This window comes from Marinobacter sp. HL-58 (assembly GCF_001314605.1).
GTDB lineage: Bacteria > Pseudomonadota > Gammaproteobacteria > Pseudomonadales > Oleiphilaceae > Marinobacter.
In genome coordinates this window covers 378,748-402,887 of the sequence record NZ_LIHP01000016.1, presented here as the reverse complement: position 1 = coordinate 402,887, position 24,140 = coordinate 378,748, and the positions used below count along the sequence as shown (strand labels likewise).

The following is a 24,140-nucleotide window of genomic DNA, read 5'->3' as shown; positions in this document are numbered from 1 at the left end:
TCCTTATGTTGCTGGCGAATAGCGAAAATAGGTGGTGAAGGATTCGGGTGTCAAGTGTCGGTCGGGGTGGTGGAGCCCTGCTCAGCCACCCCGATGGAATACCATTTCCAGGGCAAACTTGCTGCCGTAGAAAGCGAGCATCAGCAGGGCGCAGCCTGCGAGAGTCCAGCGGCTGGCTGTTATGCCCCGCCATCCGCGGGTATAGCGCCCGATCAGCAATGCCAGGAAGACGATCAGGGAGAGCAGCGAGAACACGGTTTTGTGGGCCAGATCCTGGGCAAAGATATCGTCGATGAACAGTGCTCCGGTGACAATGGCCAGCACCAGCATCACCACACCGGCCCAGACCATTTCAAAGAGCAGGGATTCCATGGTCTGCAGTGGCGGCAGGTTCCGGATCAGTATGCTGTTGTAGTTATGCTTGAGTTGGCGGTTCTGCAGGTACAGTAATGCCGCCTGGATGGCGGCCAGGGTAAACAGGCTGTAAGCTGTGACCGAAAGCGCGATGTGGGACAGCATGCCGTAGCTGTCTTCGGGAACCAGGCGGGAAGATGAGTGGGAGATCAGTCCCATGACAATGGTCAGCGCCGCAATGGGGTAAACCCCGAGAAAGAGGCTTTGAACCGGCTTGCGCAGGTTCAGGCCCAGCAACAGGAAGACGATCAACCAGGAAATCAGGACCGAGCTCTGGAAGAATCCGAAATCGAATCCGCCTTCCCGGTGTACCGTCTGGGCGATCAGGAGGCCGTGTGCGGTCAGAGCCAGCATGCCAATAAGGGTGGTCATGGCGATGTTGGTGTGTACCTTTCCCCTGAAGCTCAGCGCCTGCAGGCAAGTACCTATGCTGTACAGTAATAATGAAGTGACCGCGAGAATCAGCGTTCCCATGACTTCCTTTTAACCACTCTCTGACTGGGGGACGGCGGGCATTCACGCCGATTTGACCGGGTTGGTCGTTTCAGGGCGATAGTCTGGTTATAATGTCGCGATTATGCAACAGGAATCAAGGAACCTGATCAGGTTCCCGTGTTTCATGCACTCAATTAATCCGGGTACGGAAGAGCAACATGTTTGAAAACCTCCAGGACCGACTTTCCGGCAGTCTGCGCAAGATATCAGGCCAGGCGCGGCTGACCGATGACAATATTAAGGAAACGCTGCGTGAAGTTCGCATGGCGCTTTTGGAGGCGGACGTTGCCCTGCCAGTGGTCAAGGCATTCATAGAGGGTGTGCGCCAGAGAGCCATTGGCCAGGAAGTCCAGCGCAGCCTGAGCCCGGGGCAGGTATTCGTAAAAGTCGTCCAGCAGGAACTCGAGCGCGTGATGGGGGAGGGCAACGAGTCCCTCAACCTCGCTGTGGCGCCGCCGGCGGTCATCATGATGGCCGGTTTGCAGGGTGCGGGTAAAACCACCACCGTTGCCAAGCTGTCCAGGTTTCTGAAAGAGCGTCACAAAAAATCCGTGATGGTGGTGAGCGCCGACGTTTACCGCCCGGCCGCGATCCGGCAGCTGGAAACCCTGGCCGGGGAAGTGGGTGTTGAATTTTTCCCGAGTTCCGCCGACCAGGATCCGGTAGACATTGCCAACAGCGCGATGGATGCCGCCCGCAAGAAACATATAGATGTGGTTATCCTGGATACCGCCGGCCGCCTTCACGTCGATGAGCAGATGATGGGCGAGATAGGGCGACTGCACAAAGCAGTAAACCCGGTCGAGACACTGTTCGTGGTGGATGCCATGACCGGTCAGGATGCTGCCAATACCGCAAAAGCCTTCAATGATGCGCTGCCGCTGACCGGTGTGGTGCTTACCAAGACTGACGGTGATGCCCGTGGCGGTGCCGCGCTGTCTGTTCGCCATATCACCGGCAAGCCGATCAAGTTCCTGGGTGTGGGCGAGAAGTCCGATGCCCTCGAGCCGTTTCACCCGGACAGGGTGGCATCCCGGATTCTGGGCATGGGGGATGTGCTCTCCCTTATAGAAGAAGCCGAGCGCAAGATTGATCAGAAGAAAGCCCAGAAACTGACCAGGAAGATCAAGAAGGGCAAGAGCTTTGATCTTGAGGATTTTCGCGACCAGCTCCAACAGATGAAGAATATGGGTGGTATCGGCGGGCTGATGGACAAGCTGCCCGGAATGGGGCAGATGGCACAGATGGCCCAGCAACAGGTGAACGACAAATCCATGGGGCAGATGGAAGCCATCATCTGCTCAATGACCCCCAAGGAGCGTCGCTACCCGGATGTGATCAACAATTCCCGCAAACGCCGGATTGCCAGCGGTTCCGGCACCCAGATCCAGGATGTGAACCGTTTGCTCAAACAGCACAAGCAAATGCAGAAAATGATGAAGAAAATGGGCAAGAAAGGCGGAATGGCTAACATGATGCGTGGTCTTGGCGGTATGATGCCGCCGGGCGGAGGCGGTGGCGGTATGCCACCCCGTGGACGTATGTAGAAACCGGGATGTATTCCCTGTTTTCTTTGGCGTTCATTTAGCATAGAATAGCGCCCCTTTCGAGTATGGGTCTTCGCGCCGGCCTTGGTTTGGCGGGTGTGAATCGTACAAAGTTCGTACAACAGAACAGGATATTGGTCGAAATGGTAATAATCCGTTTGGCTCGTGGCGGCTCCAAGAAGCGCCCGTTCTACCATCTGACAGTGACAGACAGCCGCAAATCCCGCGACGGTCGTTTTATCGAGCGCGTTGGCTTCTTTAACCCGATCGCCCGTGGTCAGGAAGAGCGTCTGCGTATTGATCGCGATCGCATTGATCATTGGCTGGGCCAGGGCGCTCAGACCAGCGAGCGCGTTGCACAGCTGCTGAAAGGCGCTGCGGCAGAGTAACAGAGTTAACGTTTCACCACCGGGGTTAGGGTATGGCTCAGCATTCGCAGGAAACTGTGATTGGTCAGATCACCTCGGTGTTTGGGGTCAAAGGGTGGCTCAAGGTCTACTCTTACACCGACCCCAGAGAAGGAATACTGAACTACCGTGACTGGACCCTGGTCCACAACGGCAAGCGCATTCCTGCAAAGCTTGAGGAGGGTCGCCGGCAAGGCCAGGGGATCGTTGTCAGGCTTAAGGGTATTGATGATCGTGAAGTGGCGCGCAGTTACTGTGGCGCCGACGTTATCGTGTCTACCGCCGAGCTGCCGGAGTTGCCCGAAGGGGAATACTACTGGCACCAGCTGGAGGGGCTTGACGTCTTCACGACAGAGGATGAATGCCTTGGCAGAGTGCATCATCTGATAGAGACAGGCTCCAACGATGTTCTGGTAGTGAGGGCAACCGATGCCTCCATTGACCAGCGTGAACGGCTGATTCCCTACCTTCCGGACCAGGTGGTCCGGAGCGTGGAATTGGGCGAATCGCGCATTGTGGTCGACTGGGATCCGGAGTTCTGACGGGTGTGGATTGGCGCGGTCAGTCTGTTCCCGGAGATGTTTTCCGCGGTGACAGATTACGGGATTACCGGCAGGGCGGTCAGGGATGGTTTGCTGACCTTCAAAGCATGGAATCCCCGGGACTTCACCCAGGATCGTCACCGCACTGTTGACGACCGGCCTTATGGCGGTGGCCCGGGCATGCTGATGAAAATCCAGCCGCTGCGGGATGCCATTCATGCGGCCAGAGCGTCGGCACCCGGAAAAACCTGCGTGGTTTATCTGTCTCCCCAGGGGGAGCCGATGGACCAGAAGGTGGTTGAGTCACTGGCAGCGGAACAGAACCTCATTCTGGTAGCCGGGCGCTATGAAGGTGTTGATGAACGCCTGATCGCGGCCGAAGTCGACCGGGAGGTGTCACTGGGAGACTTTGTGCTTTCCGGTGGTGAGCTGGCGGCCATGGCTGTTATTGATGCGGTGACACGCCTCATCCCCGGAGCGCTGGGTCATGCGCAGTCGGCGGAGCAGGATTCCTTTGCTGACGGTTTGCTGGATTGTCCGCACTACACCCGGCCCGAAATTTACGAAGGTCAGGCGGTGCCGGATGTTTTATTGGGCGGTCACCATGATCAGATCCGGCGTTGGCGGCTCAAACAGTCGCTGAGGCGAACCCGGGAGCGACGCCCCGACCTGCTGGAAAAGCGGGTGTTTACGGACGAAGAGCGTGAGCTGCTGGAAGAGATTTTGAACGAACCGGGTGCCTCTGAATCATCAGGGCATTAAAAGATTGGGTATCAGGAGCACATACGATGAGCGGTAAGAACAACATCATCAGTCAGATTGAATCAGAGCAGATGACCAAGGAAATCCCAGCCTTTGCGCCGGGTGATACCGTGGTTATCCAGGTTCGCGTAACAGAAGGCAACCGTGAGCGTCTGCAGGCGTTCGAAGGCGTTGTTATCGGTAAGCGTAACCGCGGCATGAACTCTTCCTTCACCGTACGGAAAATTTCCTACGGTGTTGGTGTCGAACGTACCTTCCAGACCTTCTCGAAGCTGATCGACAGCATCAGTGTGAAGCGTCGCGGTGACGTTCGTCAGGCCAAGCTTTACTACCTGCGCGACCTGTCTGGCAAGGCAGCTCGTATCAAGGAAAAGCTGGGCTGATCAGCACAGGTTGCTGGTTACAGTTCGTCAGAGAAAGGCAGCCACTGGCTGCCTTTTTCGTATCCGATTCCCGGCCCCGCCTGCGTACGTTCCGTTTCGAGTAATCTGCCATGAACCGGAAATCCAACTCCAGGGCTGAACTGCGGCCTCAGGATGAAGCGGTTATTCTCCGCTTTACCGATGCTGTATGGCTCGAGGACGGCCTGGGTGAGAAAACCCGCCAGGCCTATCGCAGCGATCTTGAGCGGTTGGCGACCTGGCTGCAGGATCAACCGGGCAGGCCGTTGCTGACGCAGGTGCGCCGTACCGATCTGCTGGCCTGGATTTCCCGGGGACTGGCGGATGGCTTCAAAACGTCCACCGCTGCCCGGCGCCTGTCCGGTTTACGGCGTTTCTATCGCTACCTCCTGCGTGAGGGTGTGATTTCCGAAGATCCGACGCTGCGCATAGACAGCCCCAGGCTTCCCCGAAGACTTCCGGATTCCCTGTCGGAAGAGGATGTGGACAACCTGCTGTCCGAGCCAGACCCCGAGGTGCCCATCGAACTCCGGGACAAGGCGATGATGGAGATTCTCTACGGTTGTGGTTTACGGGTGTCTGAACTGGTAGAGCTGACGGTAGACGAGGTCAATCTGCGCCAGGGGGTGCTCAGGATTGTTGGCAAGGGAAACAAGGAGCGGCTGATTCCCCTGGGGGAAGAAGCCATAGACTGGCTGGTAAAATACATGAAAGAAGCCCGGGGTGAACTACTCAAGGGGCGGCCCTGCGATGCGCTGTTTCCCGGCAACCGCCCGGCTGCCATGACGCGACAGACTTTCTGGCACCGGATAAAGCATTATGCGCTGCGGGCGGGTATTCACAAGCATTTGTCACCCCACACCCTGCGACATGCCTTCGCGACTCATTTGCTGAATAATGGTGCGGACCTGCGGGTAGTCCAGATGCTGCTGGGCCATTCGGATCTGTCCACTACACAGATTTATACTCACGTAGCGCGCCAGCGGCTGCAGTCGCTGCATCAGTCACACCATCCCCGGGGGTAGCCGGTTAGGCGCCAACGATGTGCCTTGGTACACTGAACTTTCTCCGGGGAGTGGTGTCGCAACATCTCCGTGGCAAACCTGTCACGATTCCGGCCCAAAGCCTTTGAAAATTGGAACAAACTGGAAGCCAATATGCTGATCAAGAATCTTTGCAACGCCTGTCTACCATTGTTGGTTGCTGTTCTGGCTGTGGCCGGGATGACGACCGCGCATGCGGGAGAGATCGAAGACACCATTACCGAAAAACTGACGGCCGCGATTCCGGGCCTGAAGATCTCCGGGGTGCGCAAATCGGAAGCCGACGACTTGTATGAAGTAGACAGCAACAACGGCGATACGATTTTCACCACTGAAGATGGCCAGTATATTCTTACCGGCGATCTGCTGAAGGTTACCGATAACGGTATCGCTAACGTGTCGGAACAGGGCAGGGCATCACAGCGCGTTCGGGCCCTGGAAGAGTTTGGCGACGAGGGCTTGATCACCTATCCCGCCGACGGCACTGAAAAGGCGTCCATTGCGGTGTTCACCGATATCGACTGCCCCTATTGCCGTAAAATGCACGACGAGGTACCTCGCCTGAACGAGCTGGGTATTACCGTTCAATACTATGGCTTCCCCCGTTCCGGACCCAACACGCGGTCCTTCAGGAAATACATCTCGGTCTGGTGCTCTGACGACCAGCAGGCCGCCATGGATGCCGCAAAACAGGGACGGGATGTTCAGACTCAGGAGTGTGAAAATCCGGTCAGGGACCAGTTTGACCTGGGCGGTCGTATCGGTGTGACCGGTACCCCGGCAATTGTGCTGGAAGACGGTAACATGGTTCGTGGCTACGTGCCGTCGGAAAAACTGGCTGAAGGCCTGGGGCTGCTCTGATAGTCTAGCGGTCTCGTGCCCGGCCTGCTGTATCGGCAAGGGCTTATTCGGGCGCACTTTAACCGTTATACTGTCGCTCCCCACAGCAACCCATCGGGAACAGAGGTGAAAGCTTGAAAGACGTCAATGTCGGAATCTGCGGACTGGGAACAGTCGGTGGTGGTACGTTCAACGTACTGACCCGGAATGCCAGCCTGATAACGGGCCGGACAGGTTTTAATATCCGGATTGCCCGGGTCGCAACGCGTACCCCGCGCAAGGATATTGATCTTGGCAGTATTCCGTTCAGTACGGACGTTTTTGACGTGGTGAACGACCCGTCGGTTGATATCGTGGTCGAGTTGATTGGCGGCTACGATACCGCCAGGGAGTTGGTGCTCGCAGCCATTAACAATGGCAAGCACGTGGTCACAGCCAACAAGGCGCTGATTGCGGTCCATGGCAACGAGATCTTCGAAGCCGCTGCCAGGAAGAACGTGATTGTTTCCTACGAAGCCGGTGTTGCCGGTGGTATTCCGGTTATCAAGGCGGTTCGTGAGGGCATGGCAGCCAATCGTATCGACTGGATTGCCGGCATTATCAATGGCACCGGTAACTATATCCTCACTGAAATGCGTGCCGGCCGTGAGTTCGCCGAGGTGCTTAAAGAAGCGCAGGATCTGGGTTACGCAGAGGCGGACCCCACCTTCGACGTCGAGGGCATTGATGCCGCTCACAAGCTGACCATCCTGGCCTCGGCCGGTTTCGGCGTGCCGCTGCAGTTCGAGAAAGCCTACACCGAGGGAATTTCCGAGATTACCCCTTACGACATCGCCCATGCCGAGGTTCTGGGGTATCGCATCAAGCATTTGGGCATTGCTCGCCGTCGCGATGAAGGCATCGAGCTGCGCGTGCATCCCACGCTGGTTCCCCGAAGCCACCTGATTGCCCAGGTTGATGGTGTACTGAATGCCGTGCTGGTGGATGGCGATGCCGTCGGCCAGACCATGTATTACGGCCCGGGTGCTGGCGACGAGGCTACAGCCTCAGCAGTTATCGCCGACATTATCGATGCCGCCCGTTCCGTTGCCGCTGAAAGCAACCAGCGTGTGCCTTATCTTGGCTTTGAGCCGTCAGCAATGGAAGATCTCCCGGTGCTGCCCATGGAGGATATCCAGTCTGCCTATTACCTCCGCATTCAGGCTCTCGACCGCCCGGGTGTACTGGCAAAAGTAGCGTCGATCCTGAGCGAGCACGGTATCAATATCGAGTCCATCATGCAGAAGGAATCGGAGCTCAAGGATGGCCGTATTCCGGTGATTATCCTGACCCACACGGTTCAGGAACGCCAGATCAACCGCGCCATTGAAGAACTGGAAGCCCTCAGCGATATCGACGGCAAGGTCGTTCGCATTCGTGCCGAAAACTTTAACTGACAGGAACGCAAGGTGAGATACATCAGTACACGGGGCGAAGCTCCCGCCCTGGGCTTTGAGGATGTCCTGCTGACAGGCCTGGCCACCGATGGTGGCCTTTATGTCCCGGAATCGCTGCCCCATTTCAGTCTCGAGGAAATTCGCAGCTGGCGCGGGCTCTCCTACAGCGAGCTGGCCTTCAAGGTGATGCATCCGTTCGTGGACGACGCCATTCCGGCGGAAGATTTCCGTAAGATGCTGGATGAAACCTACGGTGAGGCATTTGCCCACAAGGCCGTTGCGCCGCTGGTGCAGCTGGATACCAATGAGTGGGTCATGGAGTTGTTCCGCGGTCCCACCCTGGCGTTCAAGGATTTCGCTCTGCAGCTACTGGGGCGTCTGCTGGACTACGTGCTGGAAAAGCGTCAGCAACATGTGGTGATCATGGGGGCAACGTCCGGTGATACCGGGTCCGCCGCTATTGAAGGGTGCCGTCGCTGCAAGCATGTGGACATATTTATCCTGCATCCCCACGAGCGTGTTTCCGAGGTGCAGCGCCGCCAGATGACCACGGTGAAGGGTGATAATATCCATAACATCGCGGTGCGCGGCAACTTTGATGACTGCCAGCGGATGGTCAAGGCAAGCTTTGGCGACCAGTCGTTCCTCGGCGGCAAAACCCAGCTTGCGGCGGTGAATTCCATCAACTGGGCCCGGATCATGGCCCAGATCGTCTACTACTTTCATGCGTCCCTGGCCCTCGGCGGCCCGGATCGCAGCATGGCGTTTTCGGTGCCAACGGGTAACTTCGGCGATATTTTTGCCGGTTACCTGGCCAAAAAAATGGGCCTGCCCATCTCCCAGCTGGTGATTGCCACCAACCGCAACGATATCCTGCACCGCTTCATGAGTGGCAACCGCTATGAGCAGCACCAGCTTGAGCATACGCTGTCGCCGAGTATGGATATCATGGTGTCGAGCAATTTCGAACGCCTGCTGTTCGACCTGCACGGGCGCGATGGTGCTGCAGTGAAAGAGTTGCTGGAGAATGCTTCCAGGGGGCCGGTCAGCATTGAAGACTATCGCTGGAAGCACGCCCGTAAGCTGTTCGACAGCGACGCAGTCGATGACCAAGGCACAACGGACACCATTCGTGAAATCTTCGAGCAGAACGAATACCTGCTGGATCCACATACCGCCATTGGCGTACGTGCGGCTCGCAATTGCCGCCGTGATCCGGCCATTCCCATGATTACCCTGGGTACCGCCCATCCGGCGAAGTTCCCGGATGCCGTGATGCGCTCCGGCGTCAAGGCAGAGCCTGCGCTGCCGTTGCATATGGCAGATCTCTTTGAGCGGGAAGAGAAATACACCGTACTGGATAATGACCTGCCTGCCGTGCAGGACTTTATTGCCAAACACTGGAAGAATACCTGATCGGTATGACACCGAAAAAAATCCTGCGTCGCCCCGGTCCGGAAAATACTCCGGACTGGGGTCAGAACCTGCCTCCATTGCTCCGTCGCCTCTACGCCGCCCGTGGCGTTACTTCTGATGACCAACTGAGCTACACCCTGAAGCATCTGGCTTCACCCATGGACCTCCGGGGCATTGACCGGGCCGTATCCCTGCTTGCCGAGGCGATTGCCCGCCAGCAGCGGGTGCTGGTGCTGGGTGATTTCGACGCTGATGGCGCCACCAGCACTGCAGTGGCCATGCTGGGCCTGGGCATGCTGGGGCTGAATGACATCGACTTTCGCGTGCCCAGCCGTTTTTCCGATGGCTACGGCCTGACACCGGGAATCATTTACCGGCTTCAGGAAGAAGGTTCATTACCTGACCTGCTGGTGACCGTGGACAACGGTATTTCCGCAGTGGAGGGTGTGCGCGCAGCCCGGGACCTGGGGGTCAGGGTGGTTGTGACCGATCACCACCTGGCCGGTGATACCCTGCCGGATGCAGACGCCATAGTGAACCCCAACCAACCCGGCTGCCCTTTCCTGAGCAAGAACGCGGCGGGGGTTGGAGTAATGTTCTATGTGCTCACGGCCCTGCGCAAGCATCTTCGGGAACAGGGCCTGCTGCCAGACCCGCAGCCCAATCTTGGCAAGCTGCTGGACCTGGTGGCCCTTGGCACCGTGGCGGACGTGGTTCCCCTGGACCACAACAACCGCATTTTCGTCGAGCAGGGCCTGCGTCGCATCCGGCAGGGCGAAGCCCGGCCCGGAATCCTGGCGCTGCTGGAAGTGGCCGGCCGCGACCACAGCGAAATCAGCTCCACGGACCTGGGCTTTGTGGTTGGCCCTCGCCTTAACGCCGCCGGCCGACTCGATGACATGAGTGTGGGCATTGCCTGCCTGCTGGCCGACAGCCGCGACGAAGCCCAGCGCCTGGCACGTGAGCTGGATACCTTTAACCGTGAGCGGCGAACCATCGAAAAAGACATGAAAGCCCAAGCCCAGGATCTGCTGGCCTCCATGTCTCTCGATATTGAAGGCCTGCCCTGGGGACTGGCGCTGTTTGACACCGCCTGGCACCAGGGCGTGATCGGCATCCTGGCCGCCCGCATCCGGGAACAGACCCATCGCCCGACGATTGCCTTTGCGCCGGACGATAATGGTCAGGATATCAAGGGCTCAGCCCGGTCCATTCCCGGCCTTCATATCCGCGATGTGCTCGCAGTGGTCGATGCCCGCCATCCCGGCATGATGAAAAAGTACGGCGGCCATGCCATGGCTGCAGGTATGACCCTGGCGCGCAGCGATCTGGACGCATTCAGTGAGGCCTTCGACAGGGCCGTGCGTGACACTCTGAGAGCCGAAGATCTGGAAGCCGCCATCACCACCGACGGGCCCCTGAGCCCCGATGAGTTGCATCTGGAAACCGCAACCCTGCTAAAAAGGGCAGGCCCCTGGGGGCAGCATTTCCCGGAGCCTCTGTTCGATGGCAACTTCCGTGTCGTCAGCCAGCGTATTGTCGGTGAAAACCACCTGAAACTGGTGCTCCAGCCGGAAGAAGGCGGTGCCATCATCGACGGCATCGCCTTCAACACCGGACCGGAGGTGCCCGACTACACCCGGACCGGCGCCCGTGTGGTCTACAAACCCGACGCCAATACGTTTCGCGGGCGGACCAATCTGCAGCTTCTGGTGGATTATCTGGAGCCTCTGGCCTGATCCTTTGGGGCTTCGGCTTTTGGGGCCGGGCCTGGGGTGGGGGTATATTTTCTTTGGAAAAAGAACTCGCTTCGCTCAGACACCTTTTTCTGGCAGAAAATATACCCCCACCCCAGGCCCGATCAAACTCGAGAGTTAACGCCTCAAATGTAGGTCGGATTAGGCCTGAAAGGCCGTAATCCGACAAAAGCCGGATAGCCACCTTCAAAGGTAAAAATAACAAAACAAACCGAAGCCGCGTTATGGCGGATTTGAGGGCTGGCTGGGGTGATAGACCGGGCATTGTTGGATTACGAGGCGTTGCCTCTAATCCAACCTACGTTTCATGTCGACAGCAACTCCCGGTTGCAGGCACCGATCGGGTAGGCCCTTCCGGGATCGTCAAAAACATGGATGTTTTTGTCGAGCGTACATGGACGTATTCACAGCGTATCCCGGAAGGGCCTGCCCGATTGGTGCTTTCACCAAAGTCAGATTGCTGCAAGCACTGAGGTAACGGTTTCCACCGGCTGATTTAAAAACAGATTTCCGGTAGAATCTCGCGTCTGATTTTGATCGCATCCATTTTCCGAGAGTGAGTAAGGATTTCATGGAAATCAATCCTATTGTTACGAAGATAAAAGACCTTCGTGAGCGCACCGAAGCGCTCAGGGGGTATCTTTGACTACGATCAGCGTAGTGAGAGACTGACCGAAGTCGAGCGCGAGCTGGAAGTGCCCTCGGTGTGGGAAGATCCCGACCGGGCCCAGGCGCTGGGCAAAGAGCGCTCTGATCTTGAGCTAATCGTCCGCACCATCGACAACCTCACCTCCGGCCTCGAAGACGCCGAGGGCTTGCTGGATATCGCTGCCGAGGAAGAGGACGAGGGCACGGTTGCAGAAATTGAAGCCGACCTGGCGGGGCTCGACAAAGAGCTCGAAAAGCTCGAATTCCGCCGCATGTTTTCCGGCGAGATGGATGCCAACAATGCCTATCTGGACATTCAGGCCGGCTCCGGCGGCACCGAGGCCCAGGACTGGGCCAACATGCTGCTGCGCATGTACCTGAGATGGGCAGAGCGCCGCGGGTTCAAGGCCGAGATTGTTGAACTGCAGGAAGGCGATGTGGCTGGCATCAAGAGTGCCACCATCCATGTTCAGGGCGATTATGCGTTTGGCTGGCTGCGAACCGAAACCGGCGTCCATCGACTGGTGCGCAAGTCACCGTTCGATTCCGGCAACCGCCGCCATACGTCATTCTCCTCGGTATTTGTGTCGCCGGAAGTGGACGACAGTTTCGAGATCGAGATCAACCCGGCGGATCTGCGGGTGGATGTGTACCGTGCCTCCGGTGCCGGTGGTCAGCATGTTAACCGGACCGAATCCGCGGTGCGTCTGACCCACAACCCCACTGGTATTGTCGTGGCCTGTCAGGCTGGCCGAAGCCAGCACCAGAACAAGGACCAGGCCATGAAACAGCTGAAAGCCAAGCTGTTCGAGCGCGAGATGCAGGAGCGCAATGCCGAAAAGCAGAAAGCCGAAGACGCCAAGGCGGATATCGGCTGGGGCAGCCAGATTCGTTCCTACGTGCTGGACGACAGCCGCATCAAGGATCTGCGTACCAAGGTGGAAACCAGCAATACCCAGTCGGTGCTGGATGGTGACATCGACAAGTTTATCGAAGCCAGCCTGAAGATGGCGCTGTAACCGGCGCCTTTTCCATGCTGACCCGGACAATTCCCGATCTTTTTGTGAGCCAACATGACTGACCACACCCAGAATGCACAGCCAGAGGATAACAAGCTGATTGCCGAGCGCCGCGCCAAGCTGGCCGAGATGCGCGAGCAGGGCAACGCCTTTCCCAATGACTTCCGCCGCGACGCCACCGCCGCAGAGCTTCAGGCCAAATACGGCGACAAGACCAAGGAAGAGCTGGCGGAAATGGGAGTCCAGGTGGCCATCGCGGGTCGCATGATGCTGGACCGCAAGGCATTCAAGGTGGTACAGGACATGACCGGGCGTATCCAGATCTACGCCTCCAAGGACGTCCAGAAAGACACCAAACACTGGGACCTGGGTGACATCGTTGGTGTCCGTGGCGTTCTCTGCAAGTCTGGCAAAGGGGATCTGTATGTCAGCATGGATGAATATGTGTTGCTCACCAAGTCCCTGCGGCCACTGCCGGAGAAGCATAAAGGCCTGACCGACACCGAGGCCCGTTATCGCCATCGTTATGTGGACCTGATGGTGAACGAAGACAGCCGGCGGGTGTTTTATGCGCGCTCCAAGATCATCAGCGTCATGCGCCAGTACTTCACCGACCGGGATTTCATGGAAGTGGAAACCCCCATGCTCCAGGTCATACCGGGTGGCGCCACCGCACGGCCGTTCGTGACCCATCACAACGCCCTGGGCATCGACATGTACCTGCGTATTGCGCCGGAGCTGTTTTTGAAGCGCCTGGTGGTGGGTGGCTTCGAGCGGGTATTCGAGATCAACCGCAACTTCCGTAATGAAGGGTTATCCACCCGTCACAACCCGGAATTCACCATGGTGGAGTTCTATCAGGCCTACGCGGATCACAACGATCTGATGGACCTGACCGAAGACATGCTGCGCACCATTACCCGGAAGGTCCTGGGCACCACCACCGTGGTGAATACCCGCACCCTGGCGGATGGCGAAGAAGAGACCATCGAATACGATTTCGGCAAGCCATTTGAACGCCTGACGGTGGTGGAAGCCATTCTGCGCCATAACCCGGATATCAAGGCGGAGCAGTTGTCGGATGAAGCCGGCGCCCGTCAGGTGGCGAAGGATCTCGGCATCTATATCAAGAATGGCTGGGGGCTCGGCAAGGTCCAGATCGAGATCTTCGAGGCAACCGCCGAACATCGCCTGATGCAGCCGACGTTTATTACCGATTACCCGAAAGAAGTGTCGCCACTGGCACGCTGCAAGGACAACGACCCGTTCGTCACCGAGCGCTTCGAGTTCTTCGTGGGTGGCCGCGAAATTGCCAACGGCTTCTCCGAGCTTAACGACGCCGAGGACCAGGCGGAGCGTTTCCAGGACCAGGTGGCCGAAAAAGACGCCGGTGATGACGAAGCCATGTTCTACGACGAAGACTACATCATGGCACTGGAGTACGGCCTGCCGCCAACGGCGGGGGAGGGGATCGGCATCGACCGCCTGGCCATGTTGCTGACCAACTCGGCCTCCATCCGCGATGTCATCCTGTTCCCGGCAATGCGCCCGGAACACAGGGCGGAAACAAAGAAAGACGAGGACTGACCCATGCAGCCGGTGGAGGTACTGGCAAGCCAGCTCAAGCCTGGCCGGGGCTGGTCCGAACATCTTGCCAACGAATTCAGCCAGCCTTACATGCAACAGCTGGCTGACTTCCTGGCTGCGGAAGAACAGGCCGGCAAAATCCTCTTCCCCGCCAGCCACCTCTGCTTCAACGCACTGAACAGCACCCCGCTGGACCGGGTCCGCGTGGTCATCCTCGGCCAGGACCCCTACCACGGCCCCGGCCAGGCCCACGGCCTGTGCTTCTCCGTGCGCCCCCATGTGGCGATACCGCCCTCACTGGTCAACATCTTCAAGGAAATCCGGGACGATCTCGGCATTCAGCCCCCGGACCACGGCTGCCTCCAACCCTGGGCCGAGCAGGGCGTCCTCCTGCTCAACAGCGTACTCACCGTCGTCCAGGGCCAGGCGGGTGCTCACCAGGGCAAAGGCTGGGAAACCTTCACCGACCGGGTCATAGAAACCATCAACCGGGAACGACAGGGCGTGGTGTTCCTGCTCTGGGGAAGCTACGCAAAAAAGAAAGGCCGACACATCGACCGCAGCAAACATCTGGTACTGGACGGCCCACACCCGTCCCCGTTAAGCGCCTACCGCGGCTTCTTCGGCTGCAAGCACTTTTCCAGGGCCAACGAGTGGTTACAACAAAACGGCCTGCCCATCGTCGACTGGTCCTTACCAGGCAAATCAGAGTTACTGGAACATTACGGGAAAAGTCAGCCCAGCTCTTGAAGGGACCGCAAAGAGCGGCCCGCAACAGAGTGTGATCGGCCGGAGGTGGGGGTATTTTCTCTGACAGGAAAAGGTGTCTGAGCGAAGCGAGTTCTTTTCCCGAGGAAAAATACCCCCGCCTCCGGCCAGCCCCCAATTCCAGCCGGCCAGGAAGGAACTACTGAAGAAGCGCCATAGCCGCTTCCATCTGGGCATTCAGATCCTCTTCCTCGGTCATATCCACCTCAGGATCCAGCCCGAGCCGATCAAACGCCGAAATCGTCTTCCAGTCCACCTCCGTCCAGGGATGATCCGTCCCCGCCACCAACTGCAGATTGGCAACCAGCACCAGATCCGCATAATCCGGAGCAGGCACCTCACGATGAAGGTTGGCGTACTCAAGCGGTACGTTCTGGAGTTCCTTCGGAAAATCCCATTTCTGCAGAATCGCCGTTCCAATGCGGGGGTGAATCTCATCAATCACATTGTCCAGCATGATACTGCTGATCTGGATATCCCGGTCCTCCACATAGCGCAGAATGGGCAGCACACCGATCAGGTGAACAAGGCCGGCCAGAGTTGCCTGATCAGGCTTGAGTTTCGTGTAATGCTGGGCCAGAACGTGGCACACCCCGGCCACCTCGGTACTCTTTTGCCAGGTGGCACGCAGGCGCTTGTCGATCATGTCCGAGGTTGCCTGGAACATCTGCTCCATGGCCAGGCCCATGGCCAGGTTGCTGGTGTAGGCCATGCCAAGACGGCTGACCGCCATATTCAGGTTTTCAATGGCGCGACTGCCGCGAAAAAGCGGGCTGTTACAGACACGGATGATGCGGGCAGAAAGCGCCGTGTCATTGCTGATGACCTTTACCAGATCCAGTATTGCTGAATCCTCGTTTTCTGCGATTTCCCGCACCTGCAACGCAACTTCCGGAAGCGTCGGCAATACGAGTTTGTCGTTCTCAATGGCATCGGTCAGGTCGGCTTTTATGGTTTCTACAATATTCGACATGGTCAGCTGCAGTCCGCAAGTTGAGAGTCACCCGGCCGGCAGGAAGCACCGTGCAGGCCAAAATGTTCAGGTATTTGAAGTACTTTATAGCAAATTCTCGCGATTCTTCCTGTCAACTTATGTATCAGAGGTGCCGGTTTGTTCCCTTTCGGGAACCTCATAAGGCAGCGGACGCAGGCTGAGTGCTGTGTCCGTGGCGCTCTCAGGAGCAAGGCTCAGCCCCGCGGCATCGTGGCGAACCACGGCCAGAAGCTCTGCGCTGCCATCTGAAAAGCCGACAGAGTTGATCACGGTGCCCACGGAACGGTCACCGTTCATGATGGCTTCACCGGATACCGGCAGGCTTGCAGCCTGGCTGGTGCCCAGCCGAAACAGACTTTTTTTCAGCTGCCCCAGGAAGTGCATGCGGGCAATCACTTCCTGACCGGTATAGCACCCCTTCTTGAAGTGAACGCCGCCCACGTGCTGCCAGTTCAGCATCTGCGGCACAAAACCTTCTTTCGTGGCCGGAGTCAGTGCCGCCACGCCGGCAGCAATTTCCGACGCATGCCAGTCGGCCAGGGTGGCCTCCGGAATGTCGTCCAATGCCTTTTGCAGAGCCTCGTCCACATTTCCGGTCAGCCAGAATTCATAGCGGACCATGCCTTCGGCGGTGCTCATGGTGCGTATCAGGTGCCCACCCTGAACGACCACGGAGTCTCCCGGGGAGGATAATTGCTCGACAGCCTCCGGCAACAACTGTTTTGCCGTAGCTTCTCCCATTAACCCGATGATGCGGGCGCCGGTTTCCATTTCCATGGAAGTGCCTCGGAAAAGCATCAGGTACTTTCGCAGATGGTTGACGGTATCCTCTGCCAGCTCAGACGGCAGTTCCATCAGCACGTCTTCGCCTTCCCGCACCAGTCGGGTCAGGCAGTAGGCGCGACCTTTCGGCGTGCAGGCGGCAGCTCTGGGGGAGTGGCTTTCGGTGACATCATCAATCTGCTGGCTGAACTGGCCCTGCAGGAACTTGTCGGTTCCCGGGCCGGAAATGCGCGCAATCACCCGGTCGGAAAGGGTAACGCGGGCGGGTTGAGGCAGCGGATGGCCGGCAGCCGGGTGTTCGGTATCTGACATGGAATGCTCCGGAATCAGTGGGTTTCCTGAACAGTGAGTGGTTGCTGGTCGCCGGCCTGCCTGATGGCACAGGACGGCCCAAGGCGAAGCCATACGCGCAACTGGCGGAACGCTTCCGGTGAGGTGTTACGAAAACCGGGCGTCAGTGCAACCAGAACAACAGGATATGCTTTTGATGTGGTGTCGGTAAGCTGCAGTTTCAAGATGGCAAACCCCGCACTGACCCGGCTTTCTCCGGCAGTGAGCACGGGATGTTCCCTGCCGGAGCCCAAGCGCGCGAACAGGCGCTGGTTTTCAATCCTTAAACCGGTTACGGCGTTCGGGCCCCGCAGCAAGCCGGTGCGGCGGTACTGTAAGACGGCTCCGGCCAGTGTGATTGCGACAGGCGCGAGCATTGCCGGGCCCCCGCTACTGGCAAGCTGCACCAGCAGGGCTGTCAGCAACAGCCAGGGCAGTGCACATAGTAACGCCACCCGGTGTGATGGCGAGACGTTCAGGTCAATCCGGTTGAACACGTTTCAGTATGATATCGACAATACGTTGCAGGTCCGGGTCTTCCGGCTGGCTGCGCTGCATGAACCACTCGAACATGTCAGTGTCTTCGCAGGTGATCAGCTTGTGGTAACGGGCCTGATCTTCCGCAGGCAGATCCCGGTAGGCCTCTTCGAGGAACGGGATCAGCAATACGTCCAGCTCAAGCATGCCGCGACGGCTGTGCCACCACAGGCGGTTAAACTCGGTGTTATCAGACATGAGTACTCTCAGTTGGTCAGTGGCAATCAGTTTGGATCGGCCCTGTCATGGGGCTGGGCGACGGTAGGTTGTCGGCACCAGTACCGTATCCTTTGCTTCGTTGAGCAGTCCGGGGAAATCCAGCGTGTAATGCAGGCCACGGCTCTCTCTGCGCTGAAGGGCGGAGCAGATGATCAGATCCGCGACGGTCACCAGGTTCCGCAACTCCAGCAGGTCATTGGAAACCCGGTAGTTGCTGTAGAATTCGCCGATTTCCCGTTCCAGCAAGTCAATACGATGCTTGGCTCTCTGCAGACGTTTGGTGGTGCGAACAATACCCACGTAATCCCACATGAAGTGCCGGAGCTCATCCCAGTTGTGGGAGATTACCACGTCCTCGTCGGAATCCCTTACCTGGCTTTCGTCCCAGTCGGGTGCGTCCGGCGGCGCGGGAATATCCGATTCCCGGCGAGTGATGTCCGCAGCGGCGGCGCGGCCGTAGACAAGACATTCCAGCAGCGAGTTGCTGGCCATGCGGTTGGCGCCGTGCAGCCCGGTGAACGCTGCCTCGCCAACAACATAGAGCTGGTTTATATCCGTGCGCGCCCGCTGATCGCTGAGGATGCCACCACAGGTGTAATGGGCGGCGGGGACCACCGGAATGGGTTCTCTGGTGATGTCGATTCCGAAAGTCAGGCATTTTTCGTATATGGTCGGGAAATGATGCCTGATGAAGTCTGCCGGCTTGTGACTGATATCCAGATACAGGTGATCCGCACCCAGCCGTTTCATTTCATGGTCAATGGCGCGGGCGACAATGTCTCTCGGGGCCAATTCACCCCGGTCGTCAAACCTGTCCATGAACCGGGTGCCATCCGGGAGCAGAAGAACGCCACCCTCACCCCTGACGGCTTCGGTAATCAGGAACGACTTTGCGTGAGGGTGGTACAGGCACGTGGGATGGAACTGGTTGAATTCCATGTTGCCGACCCGACAGCCCGCCCGCCAGGCCATGGCAATGCCATCGCCGGACGCGCCATCGGGGTTGGTGGTATAACGGTAGGCTTTACTGGCACCGCCGGTGGCAATGACCGTAAACCGGGCCCGGAAGAGTTCAACATGACTGTCTTCCAAGTTCAGGATATAGGCACCCACGCAGGCATTGCCTGGCAATGACAGCTTGCGATTGGTGATCAGGTCGACAGCAACCCGGCCTGACATCAGCGTAATATTGGAGCGCGCCTGGGCCTGTGACGTCAGGGTTGTGGAAACCGCATGGCCGGTGGCATCGGCGGCGTGGATAATGCGTCGATGACTGTGTCCACCTTCACGTGTCAGGTGGTAGTGTGACTCATCGTCCCTGGTAAAGGTGACCCCGCTGTCAATCAGCCAGTCAATGCTCTCGCGGCCGTGTTCCACGGTGAAGCGGACAGCGTCTTCATGGCAAAGTCCGCCACCGGCGATGAGAGTATCGCTGATGTGGTTCTCCAGGGAGTCGTCGTCATCCAGAACCGCGGCAATGCCCCCCTGGGCCCAGAGTGTTGCGCCACTGCTGATATCTGCCTTGCTGACAACGGCAACCTGCAGGTGCTCGGGCAAATTGAGGGCAACGGTCAGCCCGGCTGCACCGCTGCCGATTATCAGGACATCGAATTCGTGGGATTGTGGCATCGGATCGTTATCGCAGGCCATAATGTGGAGGTGTATTGAACTAAACTTTGTGCCTGCTGTCTATTTGGCCTGACGGGGTGTACCCATTGAAGCGGGCGCACCATAGCCTAATCGGACATCGGGCAGCAGCATGAATCCACCGAAGTACAGGCAAGTTGGCCAGATGGTCGCTCACTATGGAAATCCCGGCACTCCGTCCATGACTGTGGAAACAGAACGACACAAGGAAGAAAACAACGAGAGCCAGACAGACCTTCAGTTGGTAAGGAAGGTACGTCATGGTGACCGGTCTGCCTTTGACCTTCTGGTGGTCAAGTACCAGTCAAGGGTCGCATCGATCATCAGCCGGTATGTGTACGACAGCCAGGAGGTGATGGACCTGACCCAGGAAACCTTCGTCAAGGCGTACCGTGCGATAGAGCGCTTTCGGGGTGACAGTGCCTTTTATACCTGGCTATACCGGATTGCGGTGAACACGGCCAAGAATTTCCTGGAATCCCGTGGCCGCCGTCCGCAGGGGAGTGCCGACGCTGTTGAGGCCGAGAATTTTGACGACGGCTCAAGGCTGAGAGACAACGCTTCACCGGAGAAACTGCTGCAGCGGGACCAGTTGCAGGAAGCCCTCAGGGTGGCCATAGCGAATCTTCCGGAGGAGCTCAGGTCAGCGTTCTTGCTCAGGGAATACGACGGGCTGAGCTATGACGATATCGCGGGTATCCTCGAGTGTCCGATTGGCACCGTCAGGTCGCGAATTTTCAGGGCACGGGACGCAGTGGATCGTCACCTTGGCCCCTTGTTAAATGATTCCCGGACATCATGAGGTTGCGTCCTATGGATGATCGTCTCAAAGAAACCCTGTCGGCAATGATGGATGACGAAGCGGACGAACTGTCTGTCCGCAGGTTATTGTCCCATGCCCGACAGGATGAAGTCTGTTCCCAGTGGCAGCGTTGGCAGCAGGTGCGCGATCTGATGCACCAGGGCAATCTGGCTGACGACCGGGTGGATGTCAGTGCCCGTGTCAGAGAAGCACTGGACGGCGGTTCCCGGAAGACGGACAGCCCCGTGGCAGCACAGCGGGGAGGCAGAGACCGTAACTGGCACTGGCCTGCAGTCGCCATGGTGACACTGGCCCTGGTGGTGGGTTTTGGCGCAGGTGCGGGATGGGAGTCGGCAGACTCCAGCCCCGAAGTGGCCAACGCCGGTATTCCGGCCGAGTCGTCCGAGGGCCAGGATGTCAGCTCATCAGGCGAGCCGGTGCAGGAGGTTGCACTGCAGGGACTGGATGACGAGCAATGGGAGCAGGTCAGCCGCTACCTTCTGGAGCATGCCCAGCACAACAGTGTCGGAGCGGGGCGTGGCTCGGTCGGTTACGCACGGCTGGTAAGTGCCTCCGGACCGGCCTACTAGGCCGGCAGAGTCGCCGCGCTCCATGAATTCAAGCTGACCTGGGATTTCAAACTGTACAGTGGCCGGAGTTGAATAATTGATTCACAAGACGGTAAACGGAATCCGGACTCGGTGCCTGGACCCTGGCAGATGTCTGTTGACCCTGTTGGCGGTATTCGCTGTTTTCCTGGTGGGGCAGGTATCTGCTGATACCGGGGAGGGGGAACAATCGGCCCCATCCGGTGGCGAAACCGCGAGGGATGCGGAGTACTGGCTGGATCGTCTGGGCCCCGCCCTGAATATGACGTCTTATCGTGGCGTGTTTGTCTACGCGCGGGGCGACCAGGTCAGTTCAATGCAGATCGCCCACCGATATCGGGACGGGGTTGTGGAAGAACGCCTGGTTCCCCAGGACGGTGCCAGTGGCGAAATTGTTCGCAAGGGCATGCGTGTGGTGTGTGTGCTTCCTGATCATGGACGTATCCAGCTGGATCAGGTGATTCCCTCCGGCCCCTTTGCCGAAGCCTTCTCGAGCCAGTTAATGCCGGTCAGCCGCTGGTATCAGCCGGAACTGGCCGGAGACGACCGTATCGCCGGGTACGATGTGATCAAGCTGGCGCTGAAGGCAAAAGATGAGCTTCGCTACAGTCACCAGTTGTGGCTGGAAAAGTCCACCGGTCTGCTGGTGAAAAGTCATGTGCGCTCGGCCGAAGGGGAGGTGCTGGAACACTTTCAGTTCACCAGCCTCGAAATTACCGAAAGCCTTTCTGACAGCGAATTCGAGATACGTACCAAAGGCGAAGAAGTCGCCAGGGAACTGACACCCAAAAAGACAGCCTCTCCGGCCCCACGGATGGACGGCTGGACCCTTGAATGGCAGCCGGACGGGTTCATTGCGGCGGCGGCGCCACGTTCAGGAAAAGGTCAGGCGGTGGCATTTTCCGATGGTCTGGCGGCGTTTTCGGTATTTGTCGAACCTGCCCGGAAGATCCTGATGCCTACCGGAGCCTCACGCATCGGGGCCACAACGGTTTACATGAAGCAGCTTGAAGTCGATAACGTGGACTTTTTCGTGACCGTGGTCGGTGAAATTCCCCCCACGACTGCGCGCAAGGTTGCGGAATCCGTCAAGGTAGATGACACGCTGGCATTCGGAGCACTGGGGCAATGATCACTGAAACGGGCAGAGTGGTAGCGGTCAGTGGTGACCGGGTCTGGGTGCAGACCATCCGTACCAGTGCCTGTGAGAGCTGTACGGCCCGTCATGGCTGCGGCCAGCGGGCATTGGCAGGGGTGTCCGGCGGGCGCGCCAACCAGGTACTGGTCACCAACAGTCTGGGGGCGAGGGTTGGCGACGAGGTAACTGTTGCCATTGATGAATCCGCACTGCTCGGTGCGTCCCTGCTGGTGTATGCGTTACCGCTGTTGCTGATGGTGCTCGGAACCGTAGCCGGGCATCAGCTCTCGGGGGGGCACGATGCCGCAGCCATGTGGGGTGCCGCCGCCGGACTGTTTGCCGGTTTCTTCCTGGCTCGCCGGGCCGGCTCGAACCCTGCCCGGGATTACGAGCCGCGGCTTTTGAAGGTCCGGCAGGAGCTGCGTTGAAAATACCGGTATCGACCACATTATAATCTGCAAACAAACATCGATCAGGGGGTTCTGAATGCTCAAAGTAAAGAATGACCGTGAAGTGTCACTCTGGTTCGGAGGCCGGGGTATGACAGCGTTCGGTCTGTATCTGCTTTGCCTGCTGGTGCCTTTGTCGCTGGCTCAATCTGTTTCGGCCCGCAGTTTGCCGGATTTTACCGAGCTGGTTGAGGAAAACTCCTCTGCGGTGGTCAATATCAGTACCACGACCGAACCGAAGTCCGGACGTAACCGTTCTAACGGCCTCCCGTTCGATGAGCGTCAGCTTGAGCAATTGCCGGAGTTCTTCCAGGAATTCTTCCGTGGTCCCCAGTCACCTTTCGGGGGCGGGCCGGGCGGCTCTGCTCCCCGTCAGTCCATGGGCTCCGGTTTTATTGTGTCCAGCGACGGTTATGTGTTGACCAACAATCACGTTGTGGAAGGCGCGGATGAGATCATCGTGCGTCTGAATGACCGCCGCGAACTGCAGGCGAAGCTGGTCGGTACTGATCCCCGTTCCGATATGGCGGTCCTGAAGATTGAGAACGGAGACGACCTGCCGGTGGTGCGGGTGGGTAGCTCCAGGGACCTGAAAGTGGGCGAATGGGTATTGGCCATCGGATCACCCTTTGGTTTCGACTACACGGTGACCGCCGGTATTGTCAGTGCTCTTGGCCGCTCCCTGCCATCTGAAAACTACGTTCCGTTTATCCAGACTGATGTGGCTATCAATCCCGGCAACTCCGGGGGGCCGCTGTTCAACCTGGACGGAGAGGTTGTCGGTATCAACTCCCAGATTTACACCCGTTCCGGCGGTTTCATGGGTGTTTCGTTTGCGATCCCTATTGATGATGCCATGAATGTATTCCGGCAGATCAGGGATGAGGGGGGTGTGTCCAGAGGATGGCTTGGAGTGCTTATCCAGGAAGTTAACCGGGATCTGGCGGAGTCTTTCGGGCTGAAGCGCCCCCGCGGCGCCCTTGTTGCCGAGGTCATGTCCGGTTCACCTGCTGAAAAGGCTGGTCTGAAATCTGGTGATATCGTGCTTGAATATGAAGGTGAGGAAGTCACGCTTTCATCCGATCTGCCCCCCATGGTGGGCCGTACCCCCGTTGGCGAAACAGCGTCGTTGAAGGTAATGCGGGAAGGCAAGCAGATCACCGTGGACGTAGAAATCGGCAAGCTGCCGGAGGAAGGTGAAGAGCGTGCCTCCGCGCCGGCCACCGGTGGTGAGGGGCCGTCATCTGCGCCATTGGGAATGGTAGTGGAGCCCTTGCCGGATGACGTCAGGGATTCGCTGGGTATTTCCGGCGGAGTGATAGTGTCCGAGCTTGGCCAGGGGCCAGCGCTGAATGCCGGCATCCAGCCCCGGGATGTGATCACCGAGCTTAACCGCCGTTCCATCAGCTCTGTTGAAGACTTCCGGGAAGCGGTTGAGGCATTGCCGAAAGACAGTGCGGTCTCGGTTCGTGTTGTTCGTCAGGGACGGGCAATCTATCTGGTTATGAAGCCCTGACAGCCCGAATACCGGCAGGGAATGCCGGTAAGGTG

Annotated in this window: 24 protein-coding genes; 18 read left to right on the top strand and 6 right to left on the bottom strand. The window is 58.2% G+C overall.

Features of this window, described 5'->3' with window-relative positions; genetic code table 11:
- Positions 1 to 81: 81 nt before the first annotated feature.
- Complete coding sequence (locus HLUCCO03_RS14330; protein WP_027831195.1) at positions 82 to 888, bottom strand: inner membrane protein YpjD; 807 nt, start codon at positions 886 to 888, stop codon at positions 82 to 84.
- A gap of 179 nt (positions 889 to 1,067) precedes the next feature.
- Here HLUCCO03_RS14330 and ffh point away from each other — a divergent pair, with 179 nt between their 5' ends.
- The 13 genes from ffh to ung all read left to right on the top strand — a co-directional run bounded on the left by ffh (position 1,068) and on the right by ung (position 15,064).
- Positions 1,068 to 2,456, top strand: coding sequence for a signal recognition particle protein (gene ffh / locus HLUCCO03_RS14325; RefSeq protein WP_027831196.1), 1,389 nt, complete (start codon positions 1,068 to 1,070; stop codon positions 2,454 to 2,456).
- 143 nt (positions 2,457 to 2,599) lie between these two features.
- The gene (gene rpsP, locus HLUCCO03_RS14320; protein ID WP_027831197.1) at positions 2,600 to 2,845 is read left to right on the top strand and encodes a 30S ribosomal protein S16; all 246 of its coding nucleotides are present in this window, start codon (positions 2,600 to 2,602) and stop codon (positions 2,843 to 2,845) included.
- A gap of 32 nt (positions 2,846 to 2,877) precedes the next feature.
- On the top strand, positions 2,878 to 3,405 hold the full coding sequence (gene rimM, locus HLUCCO03_RS14315; RefSeq protein WP_027831198.1) for a ribosome maturation factor RimM: 528 nt from the start codon (positions 2,878 to 2,880) through the stop codon (positions 3,403 to 3,405).
- A gap of 3 nt (positions 3,406 to 3,408) precedes the next feature.
- Positions 3,409 to 4,167 (top strand): tRNA (guanosine(37)-N1)-methyltransferase TrmD, encoded by a 759-nt coding sequence (trmD, locus tag HLUCCO03_RS14310; RefSeq protein WP_027831199.1) that lies wholly within the window; start codon positions 3,409 to 3,411, stop codon positions 4,165 to 4,167.
- A gap of 26 nt (positions 4,168 to 4,193) precedes the next feature.
- Positions 4,194 to 4,550, top strand: a complete 357-nt coding sequence (rplS, locus tag HLUCCO03_RS14305; protein WP_027831200.1) for a 50S ribosomal protein L19 — start codon at positions 4,194 to 4,196, stop codon at positions 4,548 to 4,550.
- A 110-nt stretch (positions 4,551 to 4,660) separates the two neighbouring features.
- Entirely contained in the window at positions 4,661 to 5,593 is a 933-nt protein-coding gene (xerD, locus tag HLUCCO03_RS14300) for a site-specific tyrosine recombinase XerD (protein WP_051603787.1), read from the top strand.
- A 132-nt stretch (positions 5,594 to 5,725) separates the two neighbouring features.
- A complete protein-coding gene (locus HLUCCO03_RS14295) occupies positions 5,726 to 6,472 on the top strand; it encodes a DsbC family protein (protein ID WP_027831202.1) in 747 nt (248 codons plus the stop codon).
- A 113-nt stretch (positions 6,473 to 6,585) separates the two neighbouring features.
- Positions 6,586 to 7,887 (top strand): homoserine dehydrogenase, encoded by a 1,302-nt coding sequence (locus HLUCCO03_RS14290; RefSeq protein WP_027831203.1) that lies wholly within the window; start codon positions 6,586 to 6,588, stop codon positions 7,885 to 7,887.
- 12 nt (positions 7,888 to 7,899) lie between these two features.
- Complete coding sequence (gene thrC / locus HLUCCO03_RS14285; RefSeq protein ID WP_027831204.1) at positions 7,900 to 9,303, top strand: threonine synthase; 1,404 nt, start codon at positions 7,900 to 7,902, stop codon at positions 9,301 to 9,303.
- Positions 9,304 to 9,308: 5 nt separating this feature from the next.
- Entirely contained in the window at positions 9,309 to 11,042 is a 1,734-nt protein-coding gene (gene recJ, locus HLUCCO03_RS14280) for a single-stranded-DNA-specific exonuclease RecJ (protein ID WP_027831205.1), read from the top strand.
- A gap of 589 nt (positions 11,043 to 11,631) precedes the next feature.
- Positions 11,632 to 12,727, top strand: a protein-coding gene (gene prfB / locus HLUCCO03_RS14275; protein ID WP_155939887.1) for a peptide chain release factor 2 whose coding sequence is annotated in 2 segments (ribosomal slippage) — positions 11,632 to 11,703 and positions 11,705 to 12,727 — 1,095 coding nt in all. Because the reading frame shifts where the segments join, the coding sequence is not laid out codon by codon here.
- Positions 12,728 to 12,781: 54 nt separating this feature from the next.
- Positions 12,782 to 14,314, top strand: a complete 1,533-nt coding sequence (gene lysS, locus HLUCCO03_RS14270; RefSeq protein ID WP_027831207.1) for a lysine--tRNA ligase — start codon at positions 12,782 to 12,784, stop codon at positions 14,312 to 14,314.
- 3 nt (positions 14,315 to 14,317) lie between these two features.
- Positions 14,318 to 15,064 (top strand): uracil-DNA glycosylase, encoded by a 747-nt coding sequence (gene ung / locus HLUCCO03_RS14265; protein WP_027831208.1) that lies wholly within the window; start codon positions 14,318 to 14,320, stop codon positions 15,062 to 15,064.
- Between the two features lie 157 nt (positions 15,065 to 15,221).
- On the opposite strand, the gene HLUCCO03_RS14260 is transcribed toward ung, so the two are convergent.
- The 5 genes from HLUCCO03_RS14260 to nadB form a co-directional block, all read right to left on the bottom strand.
- Positions 15,222 to 16,055, bottom strand: coding sequence for an HDOD domain-containing protein (locus HLUCCO03_RS14260; protein ID WP_027831209.1), 834 nt, complete (start codon positions 16,053 to 16,055; stop codon positions 15,222 to 15,224).
- Between the two features lie 117 nt (positions 16,056 to 16,172).
- Positions 16,173 to 17,171, bottom strand: coding sequence for a folate-binding protein YgfZ (locus HLUCCO03_RS14255; protein ID WP_027831210.1), 999 nt, complete (start codon positions 17,169 to 17,171; stop codon positions 16,173 to 16,175).
- 14 nt (positions 17,172 to 17,185) lie between these two features.
- The gene (locus HLUCCO03_RS14250) at positions 17,186 to 17,686 is read right to left on the bottom strand and encodes a hypothetical protein (protein WP_051603788.1); all 501 of its coding nucleotides are present in this window, start codon (positions 17,684 to 17,686) and stop codon (positions 17,186 to 17,188) included.
- On the bottom strand, positions 17,670 to 17,924 hold the full coding sequence (locus tag HLUCCO03_RS14245) for a succinate dehydrogenase assembly factor 2 (protein ID WP_027831211.1): 255 nt from the start codon (positions 17,922 to 17,924) through the stop codon (positions 17,670 to 17,672). The genes HLUCCO03_RS14250 and HLUCCO03_RS14245 overlap by 17 nt, the downstream gene beginning before the upstream one ends.
- Positions 17,925 to 17,969: 45 nt before the next feature.
- Positions 17,970 to 19,574 carry an L-aspartate oxidase gene (nadB, locus tag HLUCCO03_RS14240; RefSeq protein ID WP_197025646.1) on the bottom strand — a complete coding sequence of 535 codons (1,605 nt, stop codon included), beginning with the start codon at positions 19,572 to 19,574 and terminating at the stop codon, positions 17,970 to 17,972.
- A 199-nt stretch (positions 19,575 to 19,773) separates the two neighbouring features.
- On the opposite strand from nadB, the gene rpoE reads away from it, so the two are divergent.
- The 5 genes from rpoE to HLUCCO03_RS14215 all read left to right on the top strand — a co-directional run bounded on the left by rpoE (position 19,774) and on the right by HLUCCO03_RS14215 (position 24,105).
- A complete protein-coding gene (gene rpoE / locus HLUCCO03_RS14235) occupies positions 19,774 to 20,394 on the top strand; it encodes an RNA polymerase sigma factor RpoE (RefSeq protein WP_292016736.1) in 621 nt (206 codons plus the stop codon).
- 11 nt (positions 20,395 to 20,405) lie between these two features.
- On the top strand, positions 20,406 to 20,984 hold the full coding sequence (locus HLUCCO03_RS14230; protein ID WP_027831214.1) for a sigma-E factor negative regulatory protein: 579 nt from the start codon (positions 20,406 to 20,408) through the stop codon (positions 20,982 to 20,984).
- Between the two features lie 133 nt (positions 20,985 to 21,117).
- A complete protein-coding gene (locus HLUCCO03_RS14225; RefSeq protein WP_036197941.1) occupies positions 21,118 to 22,134 on the top strand; it encodes a MucB/RseB C-terminal domain-containing protein in 1,017 nt (338 codons plus the stop codon).
- Positions 22,131 to 22,568 (top strand): SoxR reducing system RseC family protein, encoded by a 438-nt coding sequence (locus tag HLUCCO03_RS14220; protein WP_027831216.1) that lies wholly within the window; start codon positions 22,131 to 22,133, stop codon positions 22,566 to 22,568. The genes HLUCCO03_RS14225 and HLUCCO03_RS14220 overlap by 4 nt, the downstream gene beginning before the upstream one ends.
- Positions 22,569 to 22,680: 112 nt before the next feature.
- Positions 22,681 to 24,105, top strand: a complete 1,425-nt coding sequence (locus tag HLUCCO03_RS14215; RefSeq protein WP_036197944.1) for a DegQ family serine endoprotease — start codon at positions 22,681 to 22,683, stop codon at positions 24,103 to 24,105.
- The last annotated feature ends 35 nt before the right edge of the window (positions 24,106 to 24,140 follow it).